Origin of the sequence: Actinosynnema sp. NPDC023794 (genome assembly GCF_040639675.1) — a bacterium.
GTDB lineage: Bacteria > Actinomycetota > Actinomycetes > Mycobacteriales > Pseudonocardiaceae > Actinosynnema > Actinosynnema luteola.
Window position 1 is genome coordinate 180917 of sequence record NZ_JBFAFR010000003.1, and the last position, 20573, is coordinate 201489.

Sequence of the window (20573 nt, forward strand, 5' to 3'; positions counted from 1 at the left end):
CTAATAGTCGATTTCGACTGATAGATTTCTGCCATGCCACGTCGCGCGCTCGACAACCCGCTGGTGCTCGCGGTGCTGGGTCTTCTGCTGGAGCACCCCGCACACCCGTACCAGATGCTCACCGACCTGCGGGCACGCGGCGGCAACCGTGCCGCCGCGATCAACCGGGGCACGCTGTACGACGTCGTCGAGGCACTGGTCACCACCGGGTGGGTCGCGCCGCAGGGCACGGAGCGCACCGGCAACCGCCCCGAACGGACCGTGTACGCCCTCACCGATGCCGGGCACGACGAGCTGGTGCGCCGGCTGGACAGCCAGATCCGCACGCCGCAGCGCGAGTTCACGCAGTTCCTCGGCGCGGTCGCCTACCTCGGCGCGCTCGGCCCGATCGGCGCCGTCGAAGCCCTGACCGAACGCGGGCACCGGCTGTCCGCCCGCATCGCGGCCGACGAGCGCGCCCTGGCCGACGTGCTGGCGAGCGGCGTGCCCCGGCTGCACGTCATCGAGACCGAGTACGCGCTGGGCCAAGCCCGCGCCGAGCTCGCCTGGATCGACACGGTCGTGGACGACATCCGCGCCGGTTCCCTGATCTGGCCCATCCGAGCGGACTGATCCCGTGCTCTTCGGCATCCACCCCGCGGCGCGAATCCCCGTCTGTGCCACGACTCCCGCCTCACCACCGACGACTCCATCCCCGGGCCCGCGTTCGGGCCCTACCGCGCGTTGATCGCCGAGCTGGGCGGCTGATCGTTGCGCCGCAACGGGAAAGGCCCGCACCGGGCACCGGTGCGGGCCTTCGCCGTACGCGTGGCGGGAACCGCGGTCAGCGCTGGTCGAGCGGCACGAAGGAGCGCTCCGGCGCGCCGACGTAGACCTGCCGCGGGCGGCCGATCTTGGTGGCCGGGTCGGAGATCATCTCGCGCCAGTGCGCGATCCAGCCGGGCAGCCGGCCGAGTGCGAACAGCACGGTGAAGAACTTCGTCGGGAAGCCCATCGCGCGGTAGATCAGGCCGGTGTAGAAGTCGACGTTCGGGTACAGCTTCCGCTCGACGAAGTAGTCGTCGGCGAGCGCGGTCTCCTCGAGCGCCTTCGCGATGTCCAGCAGCTCGTCGGACGCGCCGAGCTTGCCGAGGATCTCGTCGGCCGTCTTCTTGATGATCGCGGCGCGCGGGTCGTAGTTCTTGTAGACCCGGTGGCCGAAGCCCATCAGGCGGACGCCGTCCTCCTTGTTCTTGACCTTCTTCACGAACGCGGAGACGTCACCGCCCTCGCGCCGGATCTTCTCCAGCATCTCCAGCACCGCGGAGTTCGCGCCGCCGTGCAGCGGGCCGAACAGCGCGTTGATGCCGGCCGAGATGGACGCGAACAGGTTCGCCTCCGACGAGCCGACCAGGCGGACGGTCGACGTGGAGCAGTTCTGCTCGTGGTCGGCGTGCAGCACGAACAGCAGGTCGAGCGCCCGCACCAGGTCGGGGTCGACGTCGTAGGGCTCGGCCGGGAAGCCGAACGTCATGCGCAGGAAGTTGTCCACCAGACCCAGGGAGTTGTCCGGGTACAGGAACGGCTGGCCCACGGACTTCTTGTAGGCGTACGCCGCGATGGTGGGCACCTTGGCCAGCAGGCGGATCGTGGAGATCTCGACCTGGTTGGCGTCGAAGGGGCTGAGGCTGTCCTGGTAGAACGTCGACAGCGCGGACACCGCCGAGGACAGCACGGGCATGGGGTGGGCGTCACGCGGGAAGCCGTCGAAGAACCGTTTCAGGTCCTCGTGCAGCAGCGTGTGCCGGTTGATCTTGGAGGAGAACTCCTCCAGCTGGGCCTGGGTCGGCAGCTCGCCGTAGATCAGCAGGTAGCTGACCTCGATGAAGTTCGACTTCTCGGCGAGCTGCTCGATCGGGTAGCCGCGGTAGCGCAGGATGCCGGCGTCACCGTCGATGTAGGTGATCTCGGAGGAACAGGACGCGGTGTTGACGAACCCGCTGTCCAGTGTGACCAGACCTGTTGTGGCCAGGAGCTTCCCGAGGTCGATGCCGGGCGCACCTTCGGTGGCCGGCACTACCTTCATCTCGTGCTCTCCGCCCGGATGGCGCAGCGCGACGGTACGGGTGTCGTTCGGCGCAGTCGTCGCGTCGGGCATGCAGAGTCCCTCTCACGCTAGGGCGGGGTGGCTCATGCGGGTCTCGCACGCACGCGCGCGGGCGTGGGATCGCCCCGCACCGCAGCACCACCCCGTTGGGGTCCTGTCAGTTCTCCCACGCTAGTCAGAGGACGACCCTCCACACAGTCGCGGTGTGAACCGATTCTGTGAGATGGGACCGGCATCACATCCGGATGCATGGGTGGCTAGCGTGCATCCACCACGGTAGCCCTTCGGGGCTGTTTCTCCATCTCACGCGGGGTGAGAGCTAGGTCATCTCCAACTCCCGTTTGAAGGGGGGCTCGGCGCCCGCCCGGGAGCACGTGATGGCCGCCGCGGCGCCCGCGTAGGCCAGCGCCCGGCCCCACCGCGCGGCGTCCAGACCACGGACAGCCTCGGCGGACAGCGCGTCGTGGGCGTGCAGCCAGGCGAGCAGCGCGCCCTGCACGGTGTCGCCCGCGCCGATGGTGTCGACCACGTCCACGGGCGTGGGTGGGACGCGGATCACGTCGCCGGCGGCGGTCAGCACGGCCAGCCCGTCGCCGCCGCGCGTGAGCACGACGGCGGCCGGGCCCGCGCCCTGCCAGTCGCGCACGACCTCCAGCACGGCGTCCTCGGGCGCGTCCTGCGGCAGGTCGGCCAGCCACCGCGCGTCCTCCACGGAGACCTTCAGGAGACCGACGTGCGGCAGCCACGAGTCGTACCGGTCGCGGTAGGCCATCGGGTCGCGGATGAGGCCCGCGCGGATGTTCGGGTCGAGCACGGTCAGCGCGCCGCGTTCGGCCTCGCGCCACAGCACGCGCTCGTACGTGCTCGCGCCCGGCTCCAGCACCATCGACAGCGTGCCGAAGGACACCGCCCTCGTGCCGGCGGGCAGCGGGCCCGGGTCGGTCACCTGGCGGTCCGCCGTGCCCTCGACGTAGAACGAGTAGCGCGCCGAGCCGTCGTCGGCGAGCCCCACCACGGCCAGCGTCGTCGGCTGGTCGCCGCGCTGGACCAGGTCGGTGCGCACGGTCGAGGCGTGCAGCCGCTCGATCAGCCGGTCGCCGAACAGGTCGGTCGACACCCGGGACAGGAAGCTCACCGGCGCTTCGAGGCGTCCGGCGGCCACGGCCACGTTGTACGGCCCCCCGCCCAGCCGGGGCGCGAGGGTGCCCTCGGGCGTGGGCACCAGGTCCACGAGCGCCTCACCTGCAACGACGATCACGACTGGCTCCGTTCTCTCCGCAACCCGTCCAGCAGCAGTTCACCCAGGGCGGTGAACGCCTCGGCGTCCGAGACACCCGCGCGCCGGGGCAGCACACCGGTCTGGATGCCCTCGATGAGCAGACCGGCCATCTCGGCGATCAGGGCCGCGTGCACGTCCCGGAACACCCCGTCGCGGACGCCCTCCTGGATGAACTCGCGGATCCGCTCGGCGGCGGCGCGGGCGTTGCGCTCGTAGGTGCTGCGCGTGGGCGCGAACGCGGACACGTCCGTGATGAACTGGGCCGACGCCCGCCGCAGCTCCTCGGCCGCGCCCGCCAGGTACGTGCCGACGCGGGCGCGGACGTCCTTGACGTCGGCGATGCGCTGCTCGATCCGCTCGGCCGCGCCCTTGAAGTAGCGGCCGACCACCTTCACCGCCAGCTGTTCCTTGCTCGAGGCCAGCGCGTAGAGCGTGGACTTGGAGCAGTGCAGGCGGGCGGCGAGGTCGTCCAGCGTGAAGTGCGCGAAACCTTCGGCGAGCACGAGCGCTTCCAGCCTGCCCAGCAGCTCCACCTGCCTGGGCGTCAACGGTCGGCGCGCGATCGAGGTCATAGGCGGCAACTCTGTCACAGAGCCTGTCCTCAGTACTGGAGTACGTCCTACAGTACTGTTGACAGTACCCCGTGATCCGGAGGTCGACGATGCCCGCCGAGCGCCTGCTGCCCACCACCGAGGCCGAGGACCTGCTCGCCCTGGTCCGCGAGATCGCGCGCGACGAGCTCGCGCCGCACGCCGCCGAGGCGGAGGAGCACTCGCGGTTCCCGCGCGAGGCGTTCCGGCTGCTCGGCAAGACCGGGTTGCTCGGGCTGCCGTACCCGGAGCGGTTCGGCGGGGGTGAGCAGCCGTACGAGGTGTACCTGCAGGCGTTGGAGGAAGTCGCGTCGGCGTGGATGTCGGTCGCGGTCGGGCTGTCGGTGCACGTCATGTCCAGCTACGCGTTGGCGACGTTCGGGGATGACGCGCAGAAGTCGCGCTGGCTGCCGGACGTGGTGGCCGGTGACCAGCTGGGCGGGTACGCGTTGTCCGAGACGCACGCGGGCTCGGACGCCGGCGCGTTGTCGACGCGGGCCGTGCGCGATGGCGACCACTACACCGTGAACGGGACGAAGGCGTGGATCACGCACGCGGGCGTCGCCGACTTCTACACGTTGATGGCGCGCACGTCGGACGAGGAGGGCGGCAAGGGCGTGAGCTGCTTCTTCGCGCCCGGCCACGTCGAGGGCCTGGTCGCCGCCAAGCCGGAGCGCAAGATGGGCCTGACCGGTTCCATCACCGCGCAGCTGACGTTCTCCGGCGTGCGGCTCGACGCGGACCGCCTGATCGGGGCGGAGGGCGACGGTCTGAAGATCGCACTGTCCGCTTTGGACTCCGGCCGGCTCGGGATCGCCGCGTGCGGCGTGGGTCTGGCGCAGGCGGCGTTGGACGAGGCCGTGGCGTACGCCAAGCAGCGCACGCAGTTCGGCCGCGCGATCATCGACTTCCAGGGCTTGGAGTTCCTGCTGGCCGACATGGCCGCCGCGGTGGAATCCGCCCGTGCCACGTACCTGGAAGCGGCCCGCCGCCGTGACCGCGGCCTCCCGTTCCGCCGCCAGGCCGCGATCGCGAAGCTGGTCTGCACCGACACCGCGATGAAGGTGACGACGGACGCCGTGCAGGTGCTGGGCGGCGCCGGCTACACCCGCGACTTCCCGGTGGAGCGCTACATGCGCGAGGCCAAGGTGCTCCAGATCTTCGAGGGCACCAATCAGATCCAACGCCTGGTCATCGGCCGCTCCCTCCGCTGACCGGCGTGTCGAACCTTCGCGTCCCGCGTGTCGAACACTCGCGTCTACCGTCTCCTACGTTCAGAACACCCGAGTTCAACGCTCAGAACACAAGCCGGTCGTTCTGAGCGTTGAACTCGGGGTGCCGGAACGTAGGACACGGTGGTCCTGAGTGTTCGACACGCGGGGCCTGAGTGTTCGACACGCGGGTCAGGGTTCGCGGTAGAAGGGGTTGGTGACGATTTCCTCGCCGTTCTCGTAGCGGTAGACCTCGCGGCCCTCCACGTAGACCTTCAGGGCTCGGCTCATCACGTCCAGCGGGTCGCCCGACCAGATCACGACGTCGCCGTCCAGGCCCGGCCGCAGTGAACCGACGCGGTCGTCCAGGCCCATGATCCGGGCCGGGTTCACGGTGATCGACTCCAGACCCACGCGCGGGTCGAGGCCTTCCTTCACGGCCAACGTCACCTGGTGCACGAGGAAGTGGATCGGCACGACCGGGTGGTCCGTGGTGATCGCGATCTGCACGCCCGCACGCGCCAGGATCCCCGGGTTGCGCAGCGAGCGGTTGCGGACCTCGACCTTCGAGCGGGACGTGAACAGCGGCCCGATGATCACCGGGATCCCGCGCTCCGCCAGCACGTCCGCGATCAGGTGGCCCTCGGTGCCGTGGTTGACGATGAGCCGGTAGCCGAACTCCTCCGCCAGCCGCAACGCCGTCGCGATGTCGTCCGCGCGGTGGCAGTGCTGGCACCACGGCAGCTCGCCCGACAGCACGCGCGCCAGCACCTCGGACGTGGTGTTCCGCTCGAACACACCGTCCTCGGCGGAGTCCCGCTTGGCCACGTAGTCCTGCGCCTTGGTGAACGCGTCGCGGATCACCGCCGCCACACCCTGACGCGTGGACGGCAGCTTCTTCTGCTCCCCGTACACCCGCTTCGGGTTCTCCCCCAACGCGCTCTTCACGCTGACCGGGTTGCGCACCAGCATCTCGTCGGCCGTGCGACCCCAGCACTTCACCGCCACGGTCTGGCCGCCGATCACGTTGCCCGACCCCGGCTTGACCACCGCGGTCGTGACGCCGCCGGCCAGGGCGTCGGCGAAGCCCTGGTCGGCGGCGTTGATCGCGTCCAACGCCCGCAGCCGGGCGCCGTTGGGGTCGGTCATCTCGTTGGTGTCCTGCCCGGCCCAGCCCTCGCCCTCCTCGTGCACGCCGAGGTGGCCGTGCGCCTCCACGAAGCCGGGCAGCACCCAACCGCCCGCCGCGTCGACGACCGGGACGCCGTCCGGCACCTCGACGTCGACGCCGACCGCGACGATCTTCCCGTCCTGGACCAGGACCGTGCCGCCCTCCATCGGCTCTCCGGCGACCGGGACGACGTACCCACCCGTGATGGCGACGTTCATAGTTAGCGACGCTAACGGCCTACGACAACGGGCGCAAACCCCACCGCCCGGCCCACGAGTCACCCGGCTCCAGCCACAGCAGGTCGATCCCGCTGTTCAACGCGTCCGGCGGGCACGTCATCGGCTCGATCGCCACCGCGCGGCCACGTCCGGGGAAGTTGTCCGGCGTGTAGACCTGCACCCACTTGAAGTCCGGGTCCGCCCAGACCTCGACCCCGCCGGCCGGGCCCTTCAGCACGTGCCGCACCAGCCCGTCCACCGGCTCGCACCCGCCGAACGCGGTGTCCAGCCGCACGCCCTCCAGCAGCCGCGCCACGCGGAAGTCGTAGTCGCCCGACACCGGCACGGCGGGGCCGTTCGGGATCATGGTCCGCGGGTCCACCGGCAGCACGGTCGTGGCGGCCAGCGACAGCGAGGTCTCGTCGGTCAGGGACGCGCCGGCCCGCGGGTACGGGTGCGTGCCCACCCCGAACGGGGTCCGCTTGTCACCCACGTTGGTGACGCCGTGCGAGACGGTCAGGCCGTTGTCGTCGAGCGCGTACGTGATGGTGGTGCGCAGCTCGACCGGCCAGCCGAGGCCGGCGACCGGCGTCTCCAGCGAGATCAGCGACCCGGTGTGCTCCACGGTGCCCCAGATCGCGCGGCGCACCAACCCGTGGATGGCGTTGCCCCTCGCGGGCTCGCCGATCTCCAGCTGCTGCTCCTCGCCGTCGAGCACCCATCTGCCACCGGCCGTGCGGTTGGGCCACGGCACCAGCACCGCGCCGCTGCCCATGGGCGGTTCGTCGTCGTACGTCTCCACGTACGGCACGCCGCCGACCTCGTAGGACTTGAGTCCCGCACCCTCGGGTGCGATGACGGCGCGTGCCGCGCCGTGGGCGATCTCCAGCATGGGTCAAGAGCGTATCCGAGCTGCTCTCCCCTTGACGTAGTTACTAGACCGGTCTCTATAGTAAAACCATGCCGAGACGGACCGACACCCGACAGCGCGTGGTGCGCACCGCCGCCGACCTCTTCCGGGCGCAGGGCTACCACGCGACGGGGATCAACCAGGTGCTCGCCGAGGGCGGCGCGCCCAAGGGCTCCCTCTACTTCCACTTCCCGGGCGGCAAGGAGCAGTTGGCGGTCGAGGCGGTGACGTTGGCGGGCAACGACTTGTGCGACGCGCTCGCCGCCGTGCTGGCCGCCGAAACCGATCCCTCGAAAGCGCTTCCCCGGGCCTTGGAGCTGCTCAGCCAGGACCTGCTGGCTTCGGACTTCCGCAACGGGTGCCCCGTCGCCACGGTGGCGCTGGACGCGGCGTCGGACAGCGAGCCGATCCGCGTCGCCTGCGAGGACGTCTACGCGTCGTGGCAGCGGCTCATCGCCGCGCACGTGGGCGACGACGACCTGGCGACGGTCGTGCTGGCCGCCATCGAGGGCGCGCTCCTGCTCGCCCGCACCCGCCGTTCGCTGGACCCCCTGCACGCCGTCGCCGCCCGGCTGGGCGCACTCCTGGGAAGGCCGAAACCGTGAAGGCGCACCACCTGAACTGCGGCACCATGCGACCGTTCGGCGGGAAGCTGGTGACCGGCAAGGGCTCCTACTTCGAGACGACCGAGCTCGTCTGCCACGTGCTGCTGCTGGAGACCGACGACGGCCTGGTGCTGGTCGACAGCGGTTACGGCGTGGACGACGTGCGCCGGCCGGGCGAGACGGTGGGGCGCCGGTTCCGGTTGATGAGCCGGCCCGTGCTGGACGAGGCGGAAACCGCTCTGCGCCAGGTGGAAGCGCTCGGGTTCAGCGCTTCGGACGTGCGCGACGTCGTGCTGACCCACCTCGACCTCGACCACGGCGGCGGCCTGCGCGACTTCCCGCACGCGCGGGTGCATCTGTCGGCGGAGGAGCTGGCGGCGGCGACGCGTCCGGGCAAGACGGGCACCGACAAGTCGCGGTACCCGGACAACCAGTGGAGCCACGGCCCGCGGTGGGTGCCGCACGAGGCGACCGGCGAGACGTGGTTCGGCTTCGACGGCGTGCGCGAGGTGCGGCCGGACGTGCTGCTGGTGCCGTTGTTCGGGCACACGCACGGCCACACGGGCGTGGCGGTCCGCGTCGACGACCGGTGGCTGCTGCACGCGGGCGACGCGTACTTCTTCCACGGCGAGATGGAGGCGGAACGGCACTGCCCGCCCGCGTTGACCTACATGCAGAAGCGGATGCAGGTGCTGCCGGAGCTGCGCGTGGCAAACCAGGTCCGGTTGCGCGAACTGGTGCGCGACCACCGTGGTTCGGTCGACGTCTTCAGCGCGCACGACGCCACCGAGCTGCGCCGCCTCCAGAAAGTCCGCGCGTGATTGAGTAGCGGTACTCATGACACCGACGCGGGTCGGCAGGGACGCTACGGCCATGACCGCGAAACCGCACTCGCCGACCACCAACGCCTTCTACGCGCAGGCGGTGATCTCCTTCGCCATCTCGCTGGCCGCCGTCGGACTCGGTGTCGCCTACCTGCCGGTGGACGGCTGGGTGCGCGCCTTCCTGGCGCTCGGCCTGCTGTTCACCGTCACGTCGGCGTTCACCCTGGCCAAGTGCGTCCGCGACCGGCAGGAGGAGACCTACGTGGTGAGCCGGGTCGACCAGGCGCGGCTGGAGAAGCTGCTCGCCGAGCACGACCCGTACCGGGTGGAGGCGGCCTGACCGCCTAGGCTGCACCGCTCATGGGAGCAGACCGATGACCGCCGCCGCGCTCGACGGCGTGGACGACGTCGACTGGGCGTCACTCGACCACGCGTACGGCTCGGCGGAGGACGTGCCGCGGACGTTGCGCGATGCGGTCGGCACGGACGACGCGGTGGCCGGCGAGGCGTTCGAGCACCTGTTCGGCAGCATCTACCACCAGGGCACGCTGTACTCGGCGACGCCGTGGGCGGTGCCGTTCGTCGCCCGGCTCGCCGCCGATCCGGCCACGCCGCGGCGCGGGAGCCTGGTGCACCTGCTCGGTGCGATCGCCGAGACCGGTGACGCCCCGCCGGACGTGCTGGCGGACGTGAGCGCGGCGTTGGGACGTGAGACGGGGCGGCTGCTGCCGTTGCTGGAGGACCCGGACGTCGAGATCCGGCACGTCGCCACGTACCTGCTGGGCAACCTCCCGCCCGCCGCGGAGGTGGTGGCGGCGTTGCGGGCGCGGCGCAGGCACGAGCGGTCGCCCCGCGTGGTGGCGGGCCTGCTGGCCGCGGCCGGCAGGCAGGCGCCGGCGGAGAGCGCCGAGTGGCTGGTCGCCGAGCTGGCGCCGGCCCGTCCGGCCGCCGTCCGGGCCGGTGCGCTGTGGGCGATCGCCGACGCCGGGCTGCCGTGGCCGGAGGCGGCGACGGGCGCGGTGGTCGACTGCTGGCTCGACGGCGAGCCGGTGAAGAACTGGGTCTGGTCGGGGTACCCGTTCGCGGACGTCGTGGCACGGATGGACGGCGCGCCGTTCGCCGAGCTGTGCCGGACGCTGTTCGAGCGCGGGTCGGCCGATGCCGCGCTCCGGGTCGTCGACGCCGCCTACGAGCGGTGCGTGGGGTCGCGGGCGGCACGTGCGCAGAGCGCACCCCTGCTCGCCGCCGCGGTCGACCACCCCGACCTGGGCGTTCGGGTGTCCGCCGCGACCGCGGTGCGCGACGTGCGGGCCGCCGTTCCCCTGGCCGCCGAGTCGCTGGCGGCGTTCGTCGCCGAGCCCGTGCCGACCGATGTGGACTCGCTCGAGGGACGCCTGTTCGGGTTGGGCCTGGAGGTCTTGATCACGCTCGGCGACCCGCGCTGGCGTTCGCCGTTCACGGCGGGGCTCGCGGCGGGCGCGGTGGCGCACGACGTCGTCGAGCTGCTCATCGACACCGGCGTGGTCTGCGATCCCGTGCTGCTGAACGCGGTGCGGCGGCGGTTGGCGGCGTTGCCGACCCAGTGGCAGCCGTCGACCGACTACGCCGCCGTGCTCGGCCGGATGCGGTGGCACAACGAGGTGAACACCCTGACCAGGCTGCTGCACCGGTGGGGCGCGGACGCGGCCGACGCCGTGCCCGAGCTGGTCGCGCTCGTCCCGCACGACCAGTGGTGGGCGGTCCGCGCGCTGGCCGTGATGGGTCCGGCGGCGTCGGCGGCCGTGCCCGTGCTGACGGAGGTCCGCGAGGACGCGGCGGCGTCCTGGCGGCACCGGCTCGACTGCGCCTCGGCCCTCGCCGGCATCACCGACGACCTCGACCACGTGCGGTCCTGCGTGGCCGAGGCCGCCGCCGGCTCGCCCGTGCCGGCCGCGCAGACCGCGGTGCGCCACGGCCTCCCGTTGGACGACATGCTGCCCGCGCTCCGCGCCATCGCCACCACCGCGGCGGGCGACGGCCCGGCCACCATCCGGCTGCGGATCGAGGCGGTACGGCTGCTGCTGCGCGCCGGCGACACCACCGCCCCGCTCGACGCCGTCACCGACGCGCTGGACAGCGCCCGGCACGTGGCGGACGCCGCCGAGCTGGCGGGCCTGATCGGACCACCGGCCGCCGCCCTCGTGCCACGGCTGCGCGAACTGCTCGCCGACCGCCACGACACCCACTCCGCCGCCCTGGCGATCCGCCGCGTGACGGGCGAGGCCCAGCCCCTCCTCGACGCCATCCGGCAGCGGCTGGAGTGGGTCGGCCCCGGCGTCTGGCTGGTCGAGTCGCTGCGGGAACTGGGCCCCGACGCCGCCCCGCTGCTGCCCGGCCTGCGCGCGTTGGCCGAGGGCGACGCCGCGATGCCGGGCGGCGGCATCCACGGCCGCCGGGTCCGCCAGGACGACGAGGACCGCGAACGACTCCTGGCCGTGCTGGCGGAACTCGACGCCTGACCGCCCGTGCGGACGGTGGTGGGGCGCCCCACCACCGTCGAGGGGGTCACTTGGACAGCTTCTCCGGGTCGAACGTGACCTTGCCGTGCACCAGGCGGTTGATGAGCCAGAGGACGACGCCGGCCGCGAGCAGGTACAGCGCGATCTCGTAGTCCGCCGACGCACGGCCCGACAGCGGGCTCGCCAGGTACGCGCACGTGATCGCGCCGAGGACCGGCACCCACGTCGGCGCGCGGAAGTGCTCGTGGTCGACCTTCTCCTTGCGCAGCACCAGCACCGCGATGTTGACGATGGTGAAGACGACCAGCAGCAGCAACGCCGTCGTGCCGCCGAGCTTGGCGATGTCCGTGGTCGACACCAGGATGATCGCGACACCCGACGTGAAGACGATGGAGATCCACGGCGTGCGGCGGAACGGGTGGACGGTGCCGAACACCTTCGGGATGATCCGCTCGTTCGCCATGCCGTAGACCAACCGGCTGGCCATCAGCATGTTGATCAGCGCCGAGTTGATGACCGCGAACAGGCCGATCAGCGCGAAGATCCACAGCGGGAAGCCCGGCGCGCCGACCTGCACGACCCGCAGCAGCGCCGAGGAGCCGGCCTTCGACAGCTCGTCGGCGGGGATGAGCAGCGACGAGGTGATCGCGACCAGCACGTAGATGATCGCCGCGACCACCATGCCCCACAGCATCGCGCGGGGGAAGATGCGGGTCGGGTTCTGCGTCTCCTCGGCCATGTTCACCGAGTCCTCGAACCCGACCATCGCGAAGAACGCCAACGCGGTGGCGGACGTGATCGCGACGAGCGCGCTCTGGTCGGGCGCGGGGTCGACCTGGGTCAGCCTGCTCGGGTCGCCGTCGCCCGCCAGCACCGCGTAGAGGCCGATCGCGATGATGATCACCAGGCCGGACAGCTCGATGCAGGTCAGGACGACGTTCGCCTTGACCGACTCCGAGACGCCCCGGAAGTTGATCAGCGCCAGGCCGATGATGAACAGGATCGCGACCAGCGTGGCCGACACGGTGAACGTGTCGGAGAAGAACTCCTTGATGACGGACTGGAGGTACGTGCGGCCGAACGCGAGCGCGGCCGACGACGCCGACGTGATGCCCGAGCTCATCACCGCGAACGCCACCATGAAGGTGAGGAACTGGATCTTGAACGCGCGGTTGGTGTACAGCGCCGCGCCGGCCGCCCTGGGGTACTTGCCGACGAGTTCGAGGTAGCTGAACGCGGTCAGGAACGCCACCACGAACGCGATCAGGAAGGGCAGCCACAGCGCGCCGCCGATCTTGCCCGCGACGTTGCCCGTGAGGGCGTAGATGCCGGTGCCGAGGATGTCACCGACCACGAAGAACAGCAGCAACTTCGGGCCGATGGCCCGTTTCAGTTCCGGTTGCGCCGGTGCGCTCGTCGCTTCCGCCATGCCGAGTGAGTGTGCCGGATCACACTGGGACGGGATAGTCGAATCGGCACACCTTGGGCAAGTCTTGATGTTCAGCCTCGCGCGGCGGCCCTCAGGTCGGCTTCGGCCTGCGCGATGGCCTCGTCCAGCGCCTCCCGGAACGCCGCGATCTGGGCCGCTTCCAGGCGGACCCCGTCCACCCCTGACGGCAGGAACACGTCGATCCCGCCGTCGTGGACCTCCAGCGTCATCACGTCCTCCTGCTCGGAGTAGCACCGCAACAACCACTCGCGCTTCGGCAAGGTCACCCTGATGATCGGCTCCATGCGCCCTAGATTCGCAGCGCTTCTGCTTTAGCCGCAATTACACGTTCGAGTGAGCGCCATTGCGAATGGATTTGCAGCGGCCCTAGGTTCACTCCCATGGCACGCCGCGCCGGAACGTCGGTCCGCTCACGCCGACTCGCGTACATCCTCAAAAAGCTCCGCAGCGCCGCGGGCATCAGCACCGATGCCGTCGGCGAGGCCGTGGGCATGTCCGGGAGCAAGATCAGCCGCATCGAGACGTCCGGGATGGGAATCTACCTGGACGACCTGGAGAAGCTGCTCGACTACTACAAAGTCGCGCGCAAGCAACGCGTCGAACTGCTGGACCTCGCCCGGCACGCCGAACAACGCGGCCTGTTGCGCATGAACAACCAGAAGCTGCACGAGGACTGGCAGACCTGGGCCGACTTCGAGGACGAGGCCAGCTCCCTCCTGTTCTACGAACCTCTCGTCATCCCCGGTCTGCTCCAGACCCCGGAATATGCCCGGTCGATCATCAAGGCCACCGGCCACGGCCTGACCAACCCTCAGGTGGACGCCTTGGTCGCGAGTCGGATGGCGCGCCAAGGGTTGCTCAGCCGCAACCCACCGCTCAAGCTGAGCGTGATCATCGAACAGGGCGTCCTGGAGCGTCCGTTCCACGATCAAGGGGCGCAGCGCCGCCAGATCCGTCATCTCATCGACGCCGGCGAACGCCCCAACATCACGGTGCGGGTCGTGCCGGCCGACGCGGAGTTGCACGGCGGGCTCAGCGGGCCGTTCGTGATCCTGAGGTACGACGAGGACCCGAGCCTGGTGTTGCTGGAGAACAAGGTCGCGAGCCTGTTCATCGACGAGGACGACCGGATCGAGGTGTTCGAGGCGACCTGGGCCGCGCTCCGGCGTTTGGCCTACACCCCGGAGGAGACGCTGGATTACTTGAAGGGCCTCGCGTGACACGATGAAGACATGACCCTGTGGCGGAAGAGTTCCCGCAGCGCCAGCACCGCGAACTGCGTCGAGGTGGCGCACCTGTCGACCCGGGTGGCGGCACGGGACTCGAAGAACCCGACGCCCACCATCACCTTCCCCGCCTCCTCATGGGCGCGGTTCCTGCGGGCTCAGTAGTCCTCCCACAGGTCGTAGTCCGAGCTGTTCGGGCCGGCGGTGTCGTCCACGCCGATGGCGGCCAGGTCCGCCGACGTGACCGTCGCGCCGGCCCGGTCGCCCAGGAAGACCTCCATCAACGTCTCCATGACGTCGAGGTGGGCGTCACGCGACTGGTCGTTGCACGCGGTGATCCGGTTCAGCGCGTCGTGGACTTGCTGCTCCACCCCGGCCTGGGCGAGTTGCTTGAGGATCAACCCGGCTTCTCCGAACCCCTCGCCCGGTCCGGTGATTTTGACGTACGACGACGCCGTGGTCCGGAACAGCATGAACAGCGCCTTGTACTCGGCGACGCCCTCGAAGTCGAGCGTGAGGCCGAACAGCATCTGCAAGCCCTCCAGCACCCGCTGCCGGTGCTCGCGCAGAGCCGTGTTGTACGCCTGGCTGTAGTAGTAACCGCGCTTGGCGTCCGGGTGGGCGTCGAGGAACGCCTGCACGAACGCCCGGCGGTCGTAGGTGATCACCCGCCTAGTCCACCACGCTGATCACGACGTTGCCCCGCTTGTGCCCCGAATCCACGTACCGGTGGGCCTCGGCGATGCGCTCCAGCGGGTAGGTCCGGTCCACGACGACGCGCAGCCGGCCGTCCTCCAGCACGTCCTTCACGACCAGCAACCCGGCGTTCTTGCGCACCGACATGCCGAACACGACCTTCTTGCCGCCGCGCGCCGACGTCCACAACCCCAACGGCACGTTGCCGAGACCGGTGGTCGGCACGTACTTCCCGCCGGCCCGCAACGCCCGCCGCGACCGCGCGAACGAGCTCTTGCCGACCGTGTCGAACACGACGTCGTAAGCGTCCACGTCGGCCGTGAAGTCGCGTTTCGTGTAGTCGATGACCTCGTCGGCCCCGAGGGACCTCACCAGCTCGACGTTGCCCGGCCCGCAGACCCCCACGACCTCCGCCCCGAACAGCTTCGCCAGCTGCACCGCGTACGTGCCGATGCTGCCGGACGCGCCGTTGACCAGCACCCGCTGCCCCGCGCGCACGCCGACCTTGTCGCGCAGGAAGAACAACGCCGTCGTGGCCCCGTCCACGGCGGCGGCGGCCTCGGCGAACGTCCGGCCGACCGGCTTGAGCGCCAGCGACCCGTCGGCCGGCATCCGCACGTACTCCGCGTGCCCGCCCGCGCCGAAGCCGGTGAACCCGAAGACCTCGTCACCCGGCGCGAACCGCCGCACGTCCGCACCGACCGCCGTGACGACCCCGGCGACCTCCATCCCCAGGGTCCGCAGCTTCCGGCGCGGTCGGCGCAGCCCGATGACGACGCGTCCCCACAGCGGCTCGCCGCGACGCATCGCGCACTCCGCCGACGTCACCGTCGTCGCGTGCACCTTGATCAGCACTTCGTCCTCGCCGGGAACGGGGACGGCCGACTCGACGACCCGGACCACGTCCGGCGGGCCGAACCTGGTGTGCACGGCTGCTCTCATGCCGGGGGACGCTAACGTGGGGGAACTGAAGACCCTCTCAGTGTTCCCGCAGGTCAGGGGCATCACCTAGGGATGTCCCCCGAGGCTGTGGACGCAGGCGCGACGGCGCACCCGAGCAGCGCGCGGGGTTGGCGCCACCCGATCCGGGTAACTGGCTGAGTACCCGATCCGCTCGACCGGGGCACACGCTCGACCACGAACCGACGAGAGGAACTCGGCCGTTGGGTGCGACTGCCGTGGCCTACGCCAGTGTCGGTGTCGCGACCCTCTTGGCCGCGGTGCTGCCGCGGGTCCTGGGACGGGCGCCCGTCTCCATGCCGATGGTCTTCCTGGCCGCCGGCGCCGTCGCGTTCACGGTCATCGACCCGCTGCCCGACCCCGATCCGACCGAGCACGGCACGCTCACCCTCCACCTGACCGAGCTGTGCGTGATCATCTCGCTGATGGGCGCGGGCCTCGCGCTGAACCGGCCGGTCGGCCTGCGTCGCTGGTCGACGACCTGGCGGCTGCTCGGCATCACCATGCCCCTGTCGATGCTGGCCGTCGGCGCGCTGGGGTGGGGCGCGCTCGGCCTGGGCCTGGCCTCGTCGGTGCTGCTCGCGGCGGTGCTGGCGCCCACCGACCCGGTGCTCGCCGGCGAGGTGCAGGTCGCCGAACCCGCGGAGAACCCCGACGACCCGGGTGAGGAGGAGGACGAGGCGCGGTTCGCGCTGACGTCCGAGGCCGGGCTGAACGACGGGCTGGCGTTCCCGTTCACGTACGCCGCCGTGGCCATCAGCGTCGTCGGCGCGGCGCCGGACGCCTGGCTGCCGCAGTGGTTCGCCGTGGACCTGCTGTGGCGGCCGGCGTGCGGGCTGCTCGTCGGTCTGCTCACCGGGTGGGCGTTGCGCAAGCTGTTCTTCGCCGCGCCGTCGAAGGACTTCCGGCTGGCGGAGCACGCGGAGGGCTTCGTCGCGCTCGCCGCCACGTTCCTGGCCTACGGCCTCACCGAACTGGCCGAGGGGTACGGCTTCGTCGCGGTCTTCGTCTGCGCCTGCACGATCAGGGCGGGCGAGCGGTCCCACGGCTACCACCGCGTCCTGCACCAGTACGTCGAGCAGGTCGAGCGGATGCTCACCGTGCTGATCATCTTCCTGCTGGGCGGCGCGGCGGTCACCGGCCTGCTGGCCGGCACCGGGTGGCGTGAGGTGCTGGTGGCGCTGACCTTCCTGCTGGTGGTGCGGCCGGTGACCGGCCTGGTCGGGCTGGCGCGGGGCAAGACGGGTCCCCGTGAGCGGGCCGTCATCTCGTTCTTCGGGGTGCGGGGCGTCGGATCGCTCTTCTACGTCGCCTACGCGCTGCAGGCCGGGGACTTCGCCGACCAGGACGCGATCTGGCGGGTTGTCGGCCTGGTGGTGATCGGCTCCATCGTCCTGCACGGCATCACGGCGACCCCGGCCATACTGCTGCTGGACCGCCTGAGGGAGCGCGCGGCGAGGGTTCGGCACGGTGACCCGGGCCAGGCTCCGCGAACCCCCGTCTGACCGCGGTCAGCGGTTCACTTGGCGGTGTCCCCGGAAGCGACCTCCGCGGGAGCGAACCGGTACCGCCTGATCGCCGGAATGGCCAACACCGCCGCCCCGGTCGCGACCACCACCAGAACACCACCCAACGCCGTCGCGCTCCCAGCACCGATCACCGCACCCGTGGTCCCGTGCAACAAGTCCGCCAACCGGGGACCACCAGCCACCACCACGATGAACACCCCCTGCATCCGCCCGCGCATCTCGTCCGTCGCCGCCGACTGCAGGATCGCGCTGCGGAACACCATGCTGATCATGTCCGCCGCGCCGCCGATCGCCAGGAACACCACCGCGAGCCACAGCGCGTTCGACAGCCCGAACCCGATCATCGCCACGCCCCACGCCACCACCGCGAGCACGACACCCATCCCGTGCCGCGTCACGCGCGACGTCCAGCCGGACGTGAGGCCGCACAGCATCGCGCCCAGCGGAATGGCCGCGAACAGCAGCCCGAGCGCCAACCCACCGCCCACCGGGTCGCCGAACGTCTGCTCCGCCATCTCCGGGAACAACGCCCGCGGCATGCCGAACACCATCGCGATGATGTCCAGCAGGAAGCTCGCGAGCAGGATCTTCTGCACGGCCAGGTACCGGAACCCGTCGACCACGTCACGCAGCCCAGCGCGGCGCGACGTCCCGCTCAGCGGCGGCAGTGGCGGCAGCTTCCAGACCGCCCAGATCGTCAGCGTCAGCGCGATGGCGTCGACCAGGTACAACGTCGACAGGCCGACGACCGGCATCAACGCGCCCGCCAGCATGGGGCCGAACACGCCGCCGAACATCATCACCGTCGAACTCAGCGCCGTGGCGGCCGGGATCTGGTCGGCGGGCACCAGCCGGGCGACGGAGGCGGTGCGGGCGGGGGCGTTGGCGGCGAAGAACACCTGTTGCAGCCCGAGGAGGGCGATCACGAGCCAGACGGAGTCCACGTGCAGCGCGGCCTGCACCCACAGCAGCACGGACGTCACCGCGATGCCGGTGTTGGTGACGACCAGCAGCTTGCGCCGGTCGACGACGTCCGCGATCGCGCCGCCGTACAGCCCGAAGACCAACAACGGCACCAAAGCCACACCGGCCGCCACGCCCACCCAGCCCGACGACCCGGTGAGGTCGTACACCTGCTTGGGCACCGCCACCGCGGTCAACTGGCTGCCGACAGCCGTGACGACGGTCGAGAGCCACAACCGCCGGAACGCCACGACCTTCAGCGGTCGGGTGTCGATGGCGATCTTCCCCAGCACTCTCCGCACGGTCGTTAGCGTACGGCAACTAACAACTTCTTCACCGAGACGTGGAACACGGCTGGTGACGGGCGACCGGGCGGCCTCTGCTCAACGCGACCACCGTCGAGTGGACGGGTCCGGCGAACCGGGGAACGCCGATCCCAGGCTCCGCGAATCGAACCCCCTCGGCGCGCACCGTCCGTAAGGTGCTGGGTGTGCGACTGCTCGTGGTCGAGGACGAGGTCCGGTTGGCCGAGTCCCTGAAGGCCGGGCTGGAGGCCGAGGGGTACGCGGTCGACCTCGCGTTCAGCGGGACGGACGGGTTGTGGATGGCGTCCCGGCACCCCTACGCGGCGATCGTGCTGGACATCCTGCTGCCCGGTCTGAACGGCTACCGCGTCTGCCGCCGATTACGCGCGGCGGGCAACGCGACGCCCATCCTCATGCTCACGGCCAAGGACGGTGAGCTGGACGAGGCCGAGGCACTGGACACCGGCGCCGACGACTTCCTCTCCAAGCCGTTCTCCTACGTCGTCTTCCTGGCCCGGTTGCGGGCGCTGATCCGGCGCGGCGGCTCGTCCCGGCCGAGCGTGCTGCGCGTCGGGGACGTCGAGCTGGACCTGGGCAGGCGGGAGTGCCGGTCGGGCGGCGCGCTGGTGTCGTTGTCGGTCAAGGAGTTCAGCGTCCTGTCGTTCCTGCTGTCCCGGCCGGGCGAGGTGGTGAGCAAGGCCGAGCTGCTGGAGGGGTTGTGGGACTTCGCGGCCACACCGGACCCGAACCTGGTCGAGGTCTACGTCAGCTCGATCAGGCGCAAGCTGGGCCGTGACGTCATCCGCACGGTCCGCGGCGCGGGGTACGTGGTGGCCGGTGGATAGGGTCCGGATCGCGGTGGCCGCCGCCGTGGTCTCCGGCGCGTTGCTGGCGGCCGGCGCGTCGTGGCTGGTCGAGCAGATGGAGCTGCAGGTCGAACGGCAGATCGTCGCCGACGCCGACGCGCGCGCGAACGAGGGCGCCCACCGGCTGGCGAGGCTGCTCGTGACCACCGGCGACCTCGCGGCGGTGCGGTCGACGGGCGCCGCCATCGGGCCGTACGAGGTGGTCGACCGGGAGCACGACGTGGTCGCGAGCTGCCCGCCGACGGAGTCCCCCGTCACCCTCGGCAGCCTGTCAGGCCCGTCGCGGGTGCTGAGGGGGTACACCACCCAGATCCACGTGGACCCCGACCGGCACGACTGCGTCATGCCCAGCCTGTGGCGCGACGGCGGCGTGCTGGAGGTCCGGGTCGCCACGGTCGCCACCGAGCGGTACGACGTCCGCGTGGCCGCGCCGATCGGCAACGCCGAGCGGACCGCCGTGGACGGCGTCCGGGAGCTGTTCCAGACCTTGGTCCCGGCCGCCGCGCTGCTGATCGGCGTGCTGGCCTGGCTCGCGACCACCACCAGCGACACGTTCGTCCGGCTGGGCTCCGCGCTCGACCGGCAGCGGCGGTTCACCTCCGACGCCTCGCACGAGCTGCGCACCCCGCTCGCCTCGGCCCGCACCCAGCTCGAAGTGCTGCTCGCCCACCCGGACCGGGTCGACTGGCGGCGCACCGCCGAGAACACCGTGCTGGACCTCGACCGGATGCAGGCCGTCGTCACCGACCTGCTGCTCCTCGCCCGCCTCGAACACCGCGCCGCCGAGCACCGCGCCACCGCTCGCGTCGACCTCGCCGAACTGGCCGGCGTGCCGGGACCGGTCGAGGTCCTCGGCGACCGGGCCCACCTCGAACGGGTGCTGCGCAACCTGCTCGACAACGCCGAACGGCACGCGTCGGCACAGGTCACCGTGACCGTGGCGGTCGAGGGCGGCACGGCGGTGCTGCGCGTCGCGGACGACGGGCCGGGCATCACGGAGGCCGACCGCGAACGGGTCTTCGAGCCGTTCGTGCGGCTGGACGAGGGCCGTGCGCGGGACGAGGGCGGCGCGGGGCTCGGGTTGGCGATCGTGCGCGAGGGCGTGCGGGCCCACGGCGGCACCGTCGCCATCGAGGACGGCGACCGGGGCACGGTGGTGGCGGTCCGGCTGCCGCTGGCCTGAAGG

Annotated in this window: 21 protein-coding genes; 11 read left to right on the forward strand and 10 right to left on the reverse strand. The window is 71.0% G+C overall.

The window, feature by feature from the left end; translation table 11 throughout:
* Positions 1–33 precede the first annotated feature (33 nt).
* Positions 34–612 (forward strand): PadR family transcriptional regulator, encoded by a 579-nt coding sequence (locus AB0H12_RS09380; RefSeq protein ID WP_499622061.1) that lies wholly within the window; start codon positions 34–36, stop codon positions 610–612.
* A 211-nt stretch (positions 613–823) separates the two neighbouring features.
* Here the strand turns inward: AB0H12_RS09380 and AB0H12_RS09385 are convergent, their stop codons facing one another.
* The 3 genes from AB0H12_RS09385 to AB0H12_RS09395 all read right to left on the reverse strand — a co-directional run bounded on the left by AB0H12_RS09385 (position 824) and on the right by AB0H12_RS09395 (position 3937).
* Complete coding sequence (locus AB0H12_RS09385; protein ID WP_230569850.1) at positions 824–2137, reverse strand: citrate synthase; 1314 nt, start codon at positions 2135–2137, stop codon at positions 824–826.
* A gap of 268 nt (positions 2138–2405) precedes the next feature.
* The gene (locus AB0H12_RS09390; RefSeq protein ID WP_499622064.1) at positions 2406–3344 is read right to left on the reverse strand and encodes a carbohydrate kinase family protein; all 939 of its coding nucleotides are present in this window, start codon (positions 3342–3344) and stop codon (positions 2406–2408) included.
* Complete coding sequence (locus AB0H12_RS09395) at positions 3341–3937, reverse strand: TetR/AcrR family transcriptional regulator (RefSeq protein WP_499622066.1); 597 nt, start codon at positions 3935–3937, stop codon at positions 3341–3343. The genes AB0H12_RS09390 and AB0H12_RS09395 overlap by 4 nt, the downstream gene beginning before the upstream one ends.
* A gap of 89 nt (positions 3938–4026) precedes the next feature.
* Here AB0H12_RS09395 and AB0H12_RS09400 point away from each other — a divergent pair, with 89 nt between their 5' ends.
* On the forward strand, positions 4027–5169 hold the full coding sequence (locus AB0H12_RS09400; protein WP_499622069.1) for an acyl-CoA dehydrogenase family protein: 1143 nt from the start codon (positions 4027–4029) through the stop codon (positions 5167–5169).
* A gap of 189 nt (positions 5170–5358) precedes the next feature.
* Here AB0H12_RS09400 and AB0H12_RS09405 read toward each other — a convergent pair whose 3' ends face one another.
* Together AB0H12_RS09405 and AB0H12_RS09410 are read right to left on the reverse strand one after the other, a co-directional pair.
* The gene (locus AB0H12_RS09405) at positions 5359–6555 is read right to left on the reverse strand and encodes an amidohydrolase (RefSeq protein ID WP_499622072.1); all 1197 of its coding nucleotides are present in this window, start codon (positions 6553–6555) and stop codon (positions 5359–5361) included.
* A gap of 19 nt (positions 6556–6574) precedes the next feature.
* The gene (locus AB0H12_RS09410) at positions 6575–7447 is read right to left on the reverse strand and encodes an aldose 1-epimerase family protein (RefSeq protein WP_499622075.1); all 873 of its coding nucleotides are present in this window, start codon (positions 7445–7447) and stop codon (positions 6575–6577) included.
* Positions 7448–7515: 68 nt separating this feature from the next.
* Between AB0H12_RS09410 and AB0H12_RS09415 the strand changes: the two genes are divergently transcribed.
* Genes AB0H12_RS09415 through AB0H12_RS09430 form a run of 4 tightly spaced genes read left to right on the forward strand, consistent with a single transcriptional unit; the run spans position 7516 to position 11392 of the window.
* On the forward strand, positions 7516–8070 hold the full coding sequence (locus AB0H12_RS09415; protein ID WP_499622078.1) for a TetR/AcrR family transcriptional regulator: 555 nt from the start codon (positions 7516–7518) through the stop codon (positions 8068–8070).
* A complete protein-coding gene (locus AB0H12_RS09420; protein ID WP_499622081.1) occupies positions 8067–8891 on the forward strand; it encodes an MBL fold metallo-hydrolase in 825 nt (274 codons plus the stop codon). The genes AB0H12_RS09415 and AB0H12_RS09420 overlap by 4 nt, the downstream gene beginning before the upstream one ends.
* 52 nt (positions 8892–8943) lie before the next feature.
* Positions 8944–9234, forward strand: coding sequence for a YiaA/YiaB family inner membrane protein (locus AB0H12_RS09425; protein WP_367132781.1), 291 nt, complete (start codon positions 8944–8946; stop codon positions 9232–9234).
* Positions 9235–9268: 34 nt separating this feature from the next.
* Positions 9269–11392, forward strand: coding sequence for a hypothetical protein (locus tag AB0H12_RS09430; RefSeq protein WP_499622084.1), 2124 nt, complete (start codon positions 9269–9271; stop codon positions 11390–11392).
* A gap of 46 nt (positions 11393–11438) precedes the next feature.
* Here the strand turns inward: AB0H12_RS09430 and AB0H12_RS09435 are convergent, their stop codons facing one another.
* A complete protein-coding gene (locus AB0H12_RS09435) occupies positions 11439–12821 on the reverse strand; it encodes an APC family permease (protein ID WP_499622087.1) in 1383 nt (460 codons plus the stop codon).
* A 71-nt stretch (positions 12822–12892) separates the two neighbouring features.
* Positions 12893–13126 carry a hypothetical protein gene (locus AB0H12_RS09440; protein ID WP_499622089.1) on the reverse strand — a complete coding sequence of 78 codons (234 nt, stop codon included), beginning with the start codon at positions 13124–13126 and terminating at the stop codon, positions 12893–12895.
* 96 nt (positions 13127–13222) lie between these two features.
* Between AB0H12_RS09440 and AB0H12_RS09445 the strand changes: the two genes are divergently transcribed.
* Together AB0H12_RS09445 and AB0H12_RS09450 are read left to right on the forward strand one after the other, a co-directional pair.
* Positions 13223–14062 (forward strand): helix-turn-helix domain-containing protein, encoded by an 840-nt coding sequence (locus AB0H12_RS09445; RefSeq protein WP_499622092.1) that lies wholly within the window; start codon positions 13223–13225, stop codon positions 14060–14062.
* 12 nt (positions 14063–14074) lie between these two features.
* Complete coding sequence (locus tag AB0H12_RS09450) at positions 14075–14233, forward strand: DUF397 domain-containing protein (RefSeq protein ID WP_499622093.1); 159 nt, start codon at positions 14075–14077, stop codon at positions 14231–14233.
* Here AB0H12_RS09450 and AB0H12_RS09455 read toward each other — a convergent pair.
* Both AB0H12_RS09455 and AB0H12_RS09460 read right to left on the reverse strand, forming a co-directional pair.
* On the reverse strand, positions 14227–14736 hold the full coding sequence (locus AB0H12_RS09455) for a hypothetical protein (RefSeq protein ID WP_499622096.1): 510 nt from the start codon (positions 14734–14736) through the stop codon (positions 14227–14229). The genes AB0H12_RS09450 and AB0H12_RS09455 overlap by 7 nt on opposite strands.
* Before the next feature lie 4 nt (positions 14737–14740).
* Positions 14741–15706: an NAD(P)-dependent alcohol dehydrogenase gene (locus AB0H12_RS09460; RefSeq protein WP_499622098.1), complete on the reverse strand. Its 966-nt coding sequence runs from the start codon at positions 15704–15706 to the stop codon at positions 14741–14743.
* A 236-nt stretch (positions 15707–15942) separates the two neighbouring features.
* On the opposite strand from AB0H12_RS09460, the gene AB0H12_RS09465 reads away from it, so the two are divergent.
* On the forward strand, positions 15943–17229 hold the full coding sequence (locus AB0H12_RS09465) for a cation:proton antiporter (RefSeq protein WP_499622100.1): 1287 nt from the start codon (positions 15943–15945) through the stop codon (positions 17227–17229).
* A gap of 14 nt (positions 17230–17243) precedes the next feature.
* Here AB0H12_RS09465 and AB0H12_RS09470 read toward each other — a convergent pair whose 3' ends face one another.
* Positions 17244–18518 (reverse strand): MFS transporter, encoded by a 1275-nt coding sequence (locus tag AB0H12_RS09470; protein WP_499622103.1) that lies wholly within the window; start codon positions 18516–18518, stop codon positions 17244–17246.
* A gap of 188 nt (positions 18519–18706) precedes the next feature.
* Here AB0H12_RS09470 and AB0H12_RS09475 point away from each other — a divergent pair, with 188 nt between their 5' ends.
* Together AB0H12_RS09475 and AB0H12_RS09480 are read left to right on the forward strand one after the other, a co-directional pair.
* Positions 18707–19366 (forward strand): response regulator transcription factor, encoded by a 660-nt coding sequence (locus AB0H12_RS09475; protein ID WP_499622520.1) that lies wholly within the window; start codon positions 18707–18709, stop codon positions 19364–19366.
* Positions 19359–20570 carry a sensor histidine kinase gene (locus tag AB0H12_RS09480; RefSeq protein ID WP_499622105.1) on the forward strand — a complete coding sequence of 404 codons (1212 nt, stop codon included), beginning with the start codon at positions 19359–19361 and terminating at the stop codon, positions 20568–20570. The genes AB0H12_RS09475 and AB0H12_RS09480 overlap by 8 nt, the downstream gene beginning before the upstream one ends.
* Positions 20571–20573: the final 3 nt, after the last annotated feature.

What these genes read in the sequence shown, in the direction of transcription:
- AB0H12_RS09380 (WP_499622061.1), top strand. Translation starts at nt 34, where the DNA reads ATGCCACGTCGCGCGCTCGACAACCCGCTGGTGCTCGCGGTGCTGGGT.
- AB0H12_RS09385 (WP_230569850.1), bottom strand. Translation starts at nt 2,137, where the DNA reads ATGCCCGACGCGACGACTGCGCCGAACGACACCCGTACCGTCGCGCTG.
- AB0H12_RS09395 (WP_499622066.1), bottom strand. Translation starts at nt 3,937, where the DNA reads ATGACCTCGATCGCGCGCCGACCGTTGACGCCCAGGCAGGTGGAGCTG.
- AB0H12_RS09400 (WP_499622069.1), top strand. Translation starts at nt 4,027, where the DNA reads ATGCCCGCCGAGCGCCTGCTGCCCACCACCGAGGCCGAGGACCTGCTC.
- AB0H12_RS09405 (WP_499622072.1), bottom strand. Translation starts at nt 6,555, where the DNA reads ATGAACGTCGCCATCACGGGTGGGTACGTCGTCCCGGTCGCCGGAGAG.
- AB0H12_RS09410 (WP_499622075.1), bottom strand. Translation starts at nt 7,447, where the DNA reads ATGCTGGAGATCGCCCACGGCGCGGCACGCGCCGTCATCGCACCCGAG.
- AB0H12_RS09415 (WP_499622078.1), top strand. Translation starts at nt 7,516, where the DNA reads ATGCCGAGACGGACCGACACCCGACAGCGCGTGGTGCGCACCGCCGCC.
- AB0H12_RS09425 (WP_367132781.1), top strand. Translation starts at nt 8,944, where the DNA reads ATGACCGCGAAACCGCACTCGCCGACCACCAACGCCTTCTACGCGCAG.
- AB0H12_RS09430 (WP_499622084.1), top strand. Translation starts at nt 9,269, where the DNA reads ATGACCGCCGCCGCGCTCGACGGCGTGGACGACGTCGACTGGGCGTCA.
- AB0H12_RS09435 (WP_499622087.1), bottom strand. Translation starts at nt 12,821, where the DNA reads ATGGCGGAAGCGACGAGCGCACCGGCGCAACCGGAACTGAAACGGGCC.
- AB0H12_RS09440 (WP_499622089.1), bottom strand. Translation starts at nt 13,126, where the DNA reads ATGGAGCCGATCATCAGGGTGACCTTGCCGAAGCGCGAGTGGTTGTTG.
- AB0H12_RS09445 (WP_499622092.1), top strand. Translation starts at nt 13,223, where the DNA reads ATGGCACGCCGCGCCGGAACGTCGGTCCGCTCACGCCGACTCGCGTAC.
- AB0H12_RS09450 (WP_499622093.1), top strand. Translation starts at nt 14,075, where the DNA reads ATGACCCTGTGGCGGAAGAGTTCCCGCAGCGCCAGCACCGCGAACTGC.
- AB0H12_RS09460 (WP_499622098.1), bottom strand. Translation starts at nt 15,706, where the DNA reads ATGAGAGCAGCCGTGCACACCAGGTTCGGCCCGCCGGACGTGGTCCGG.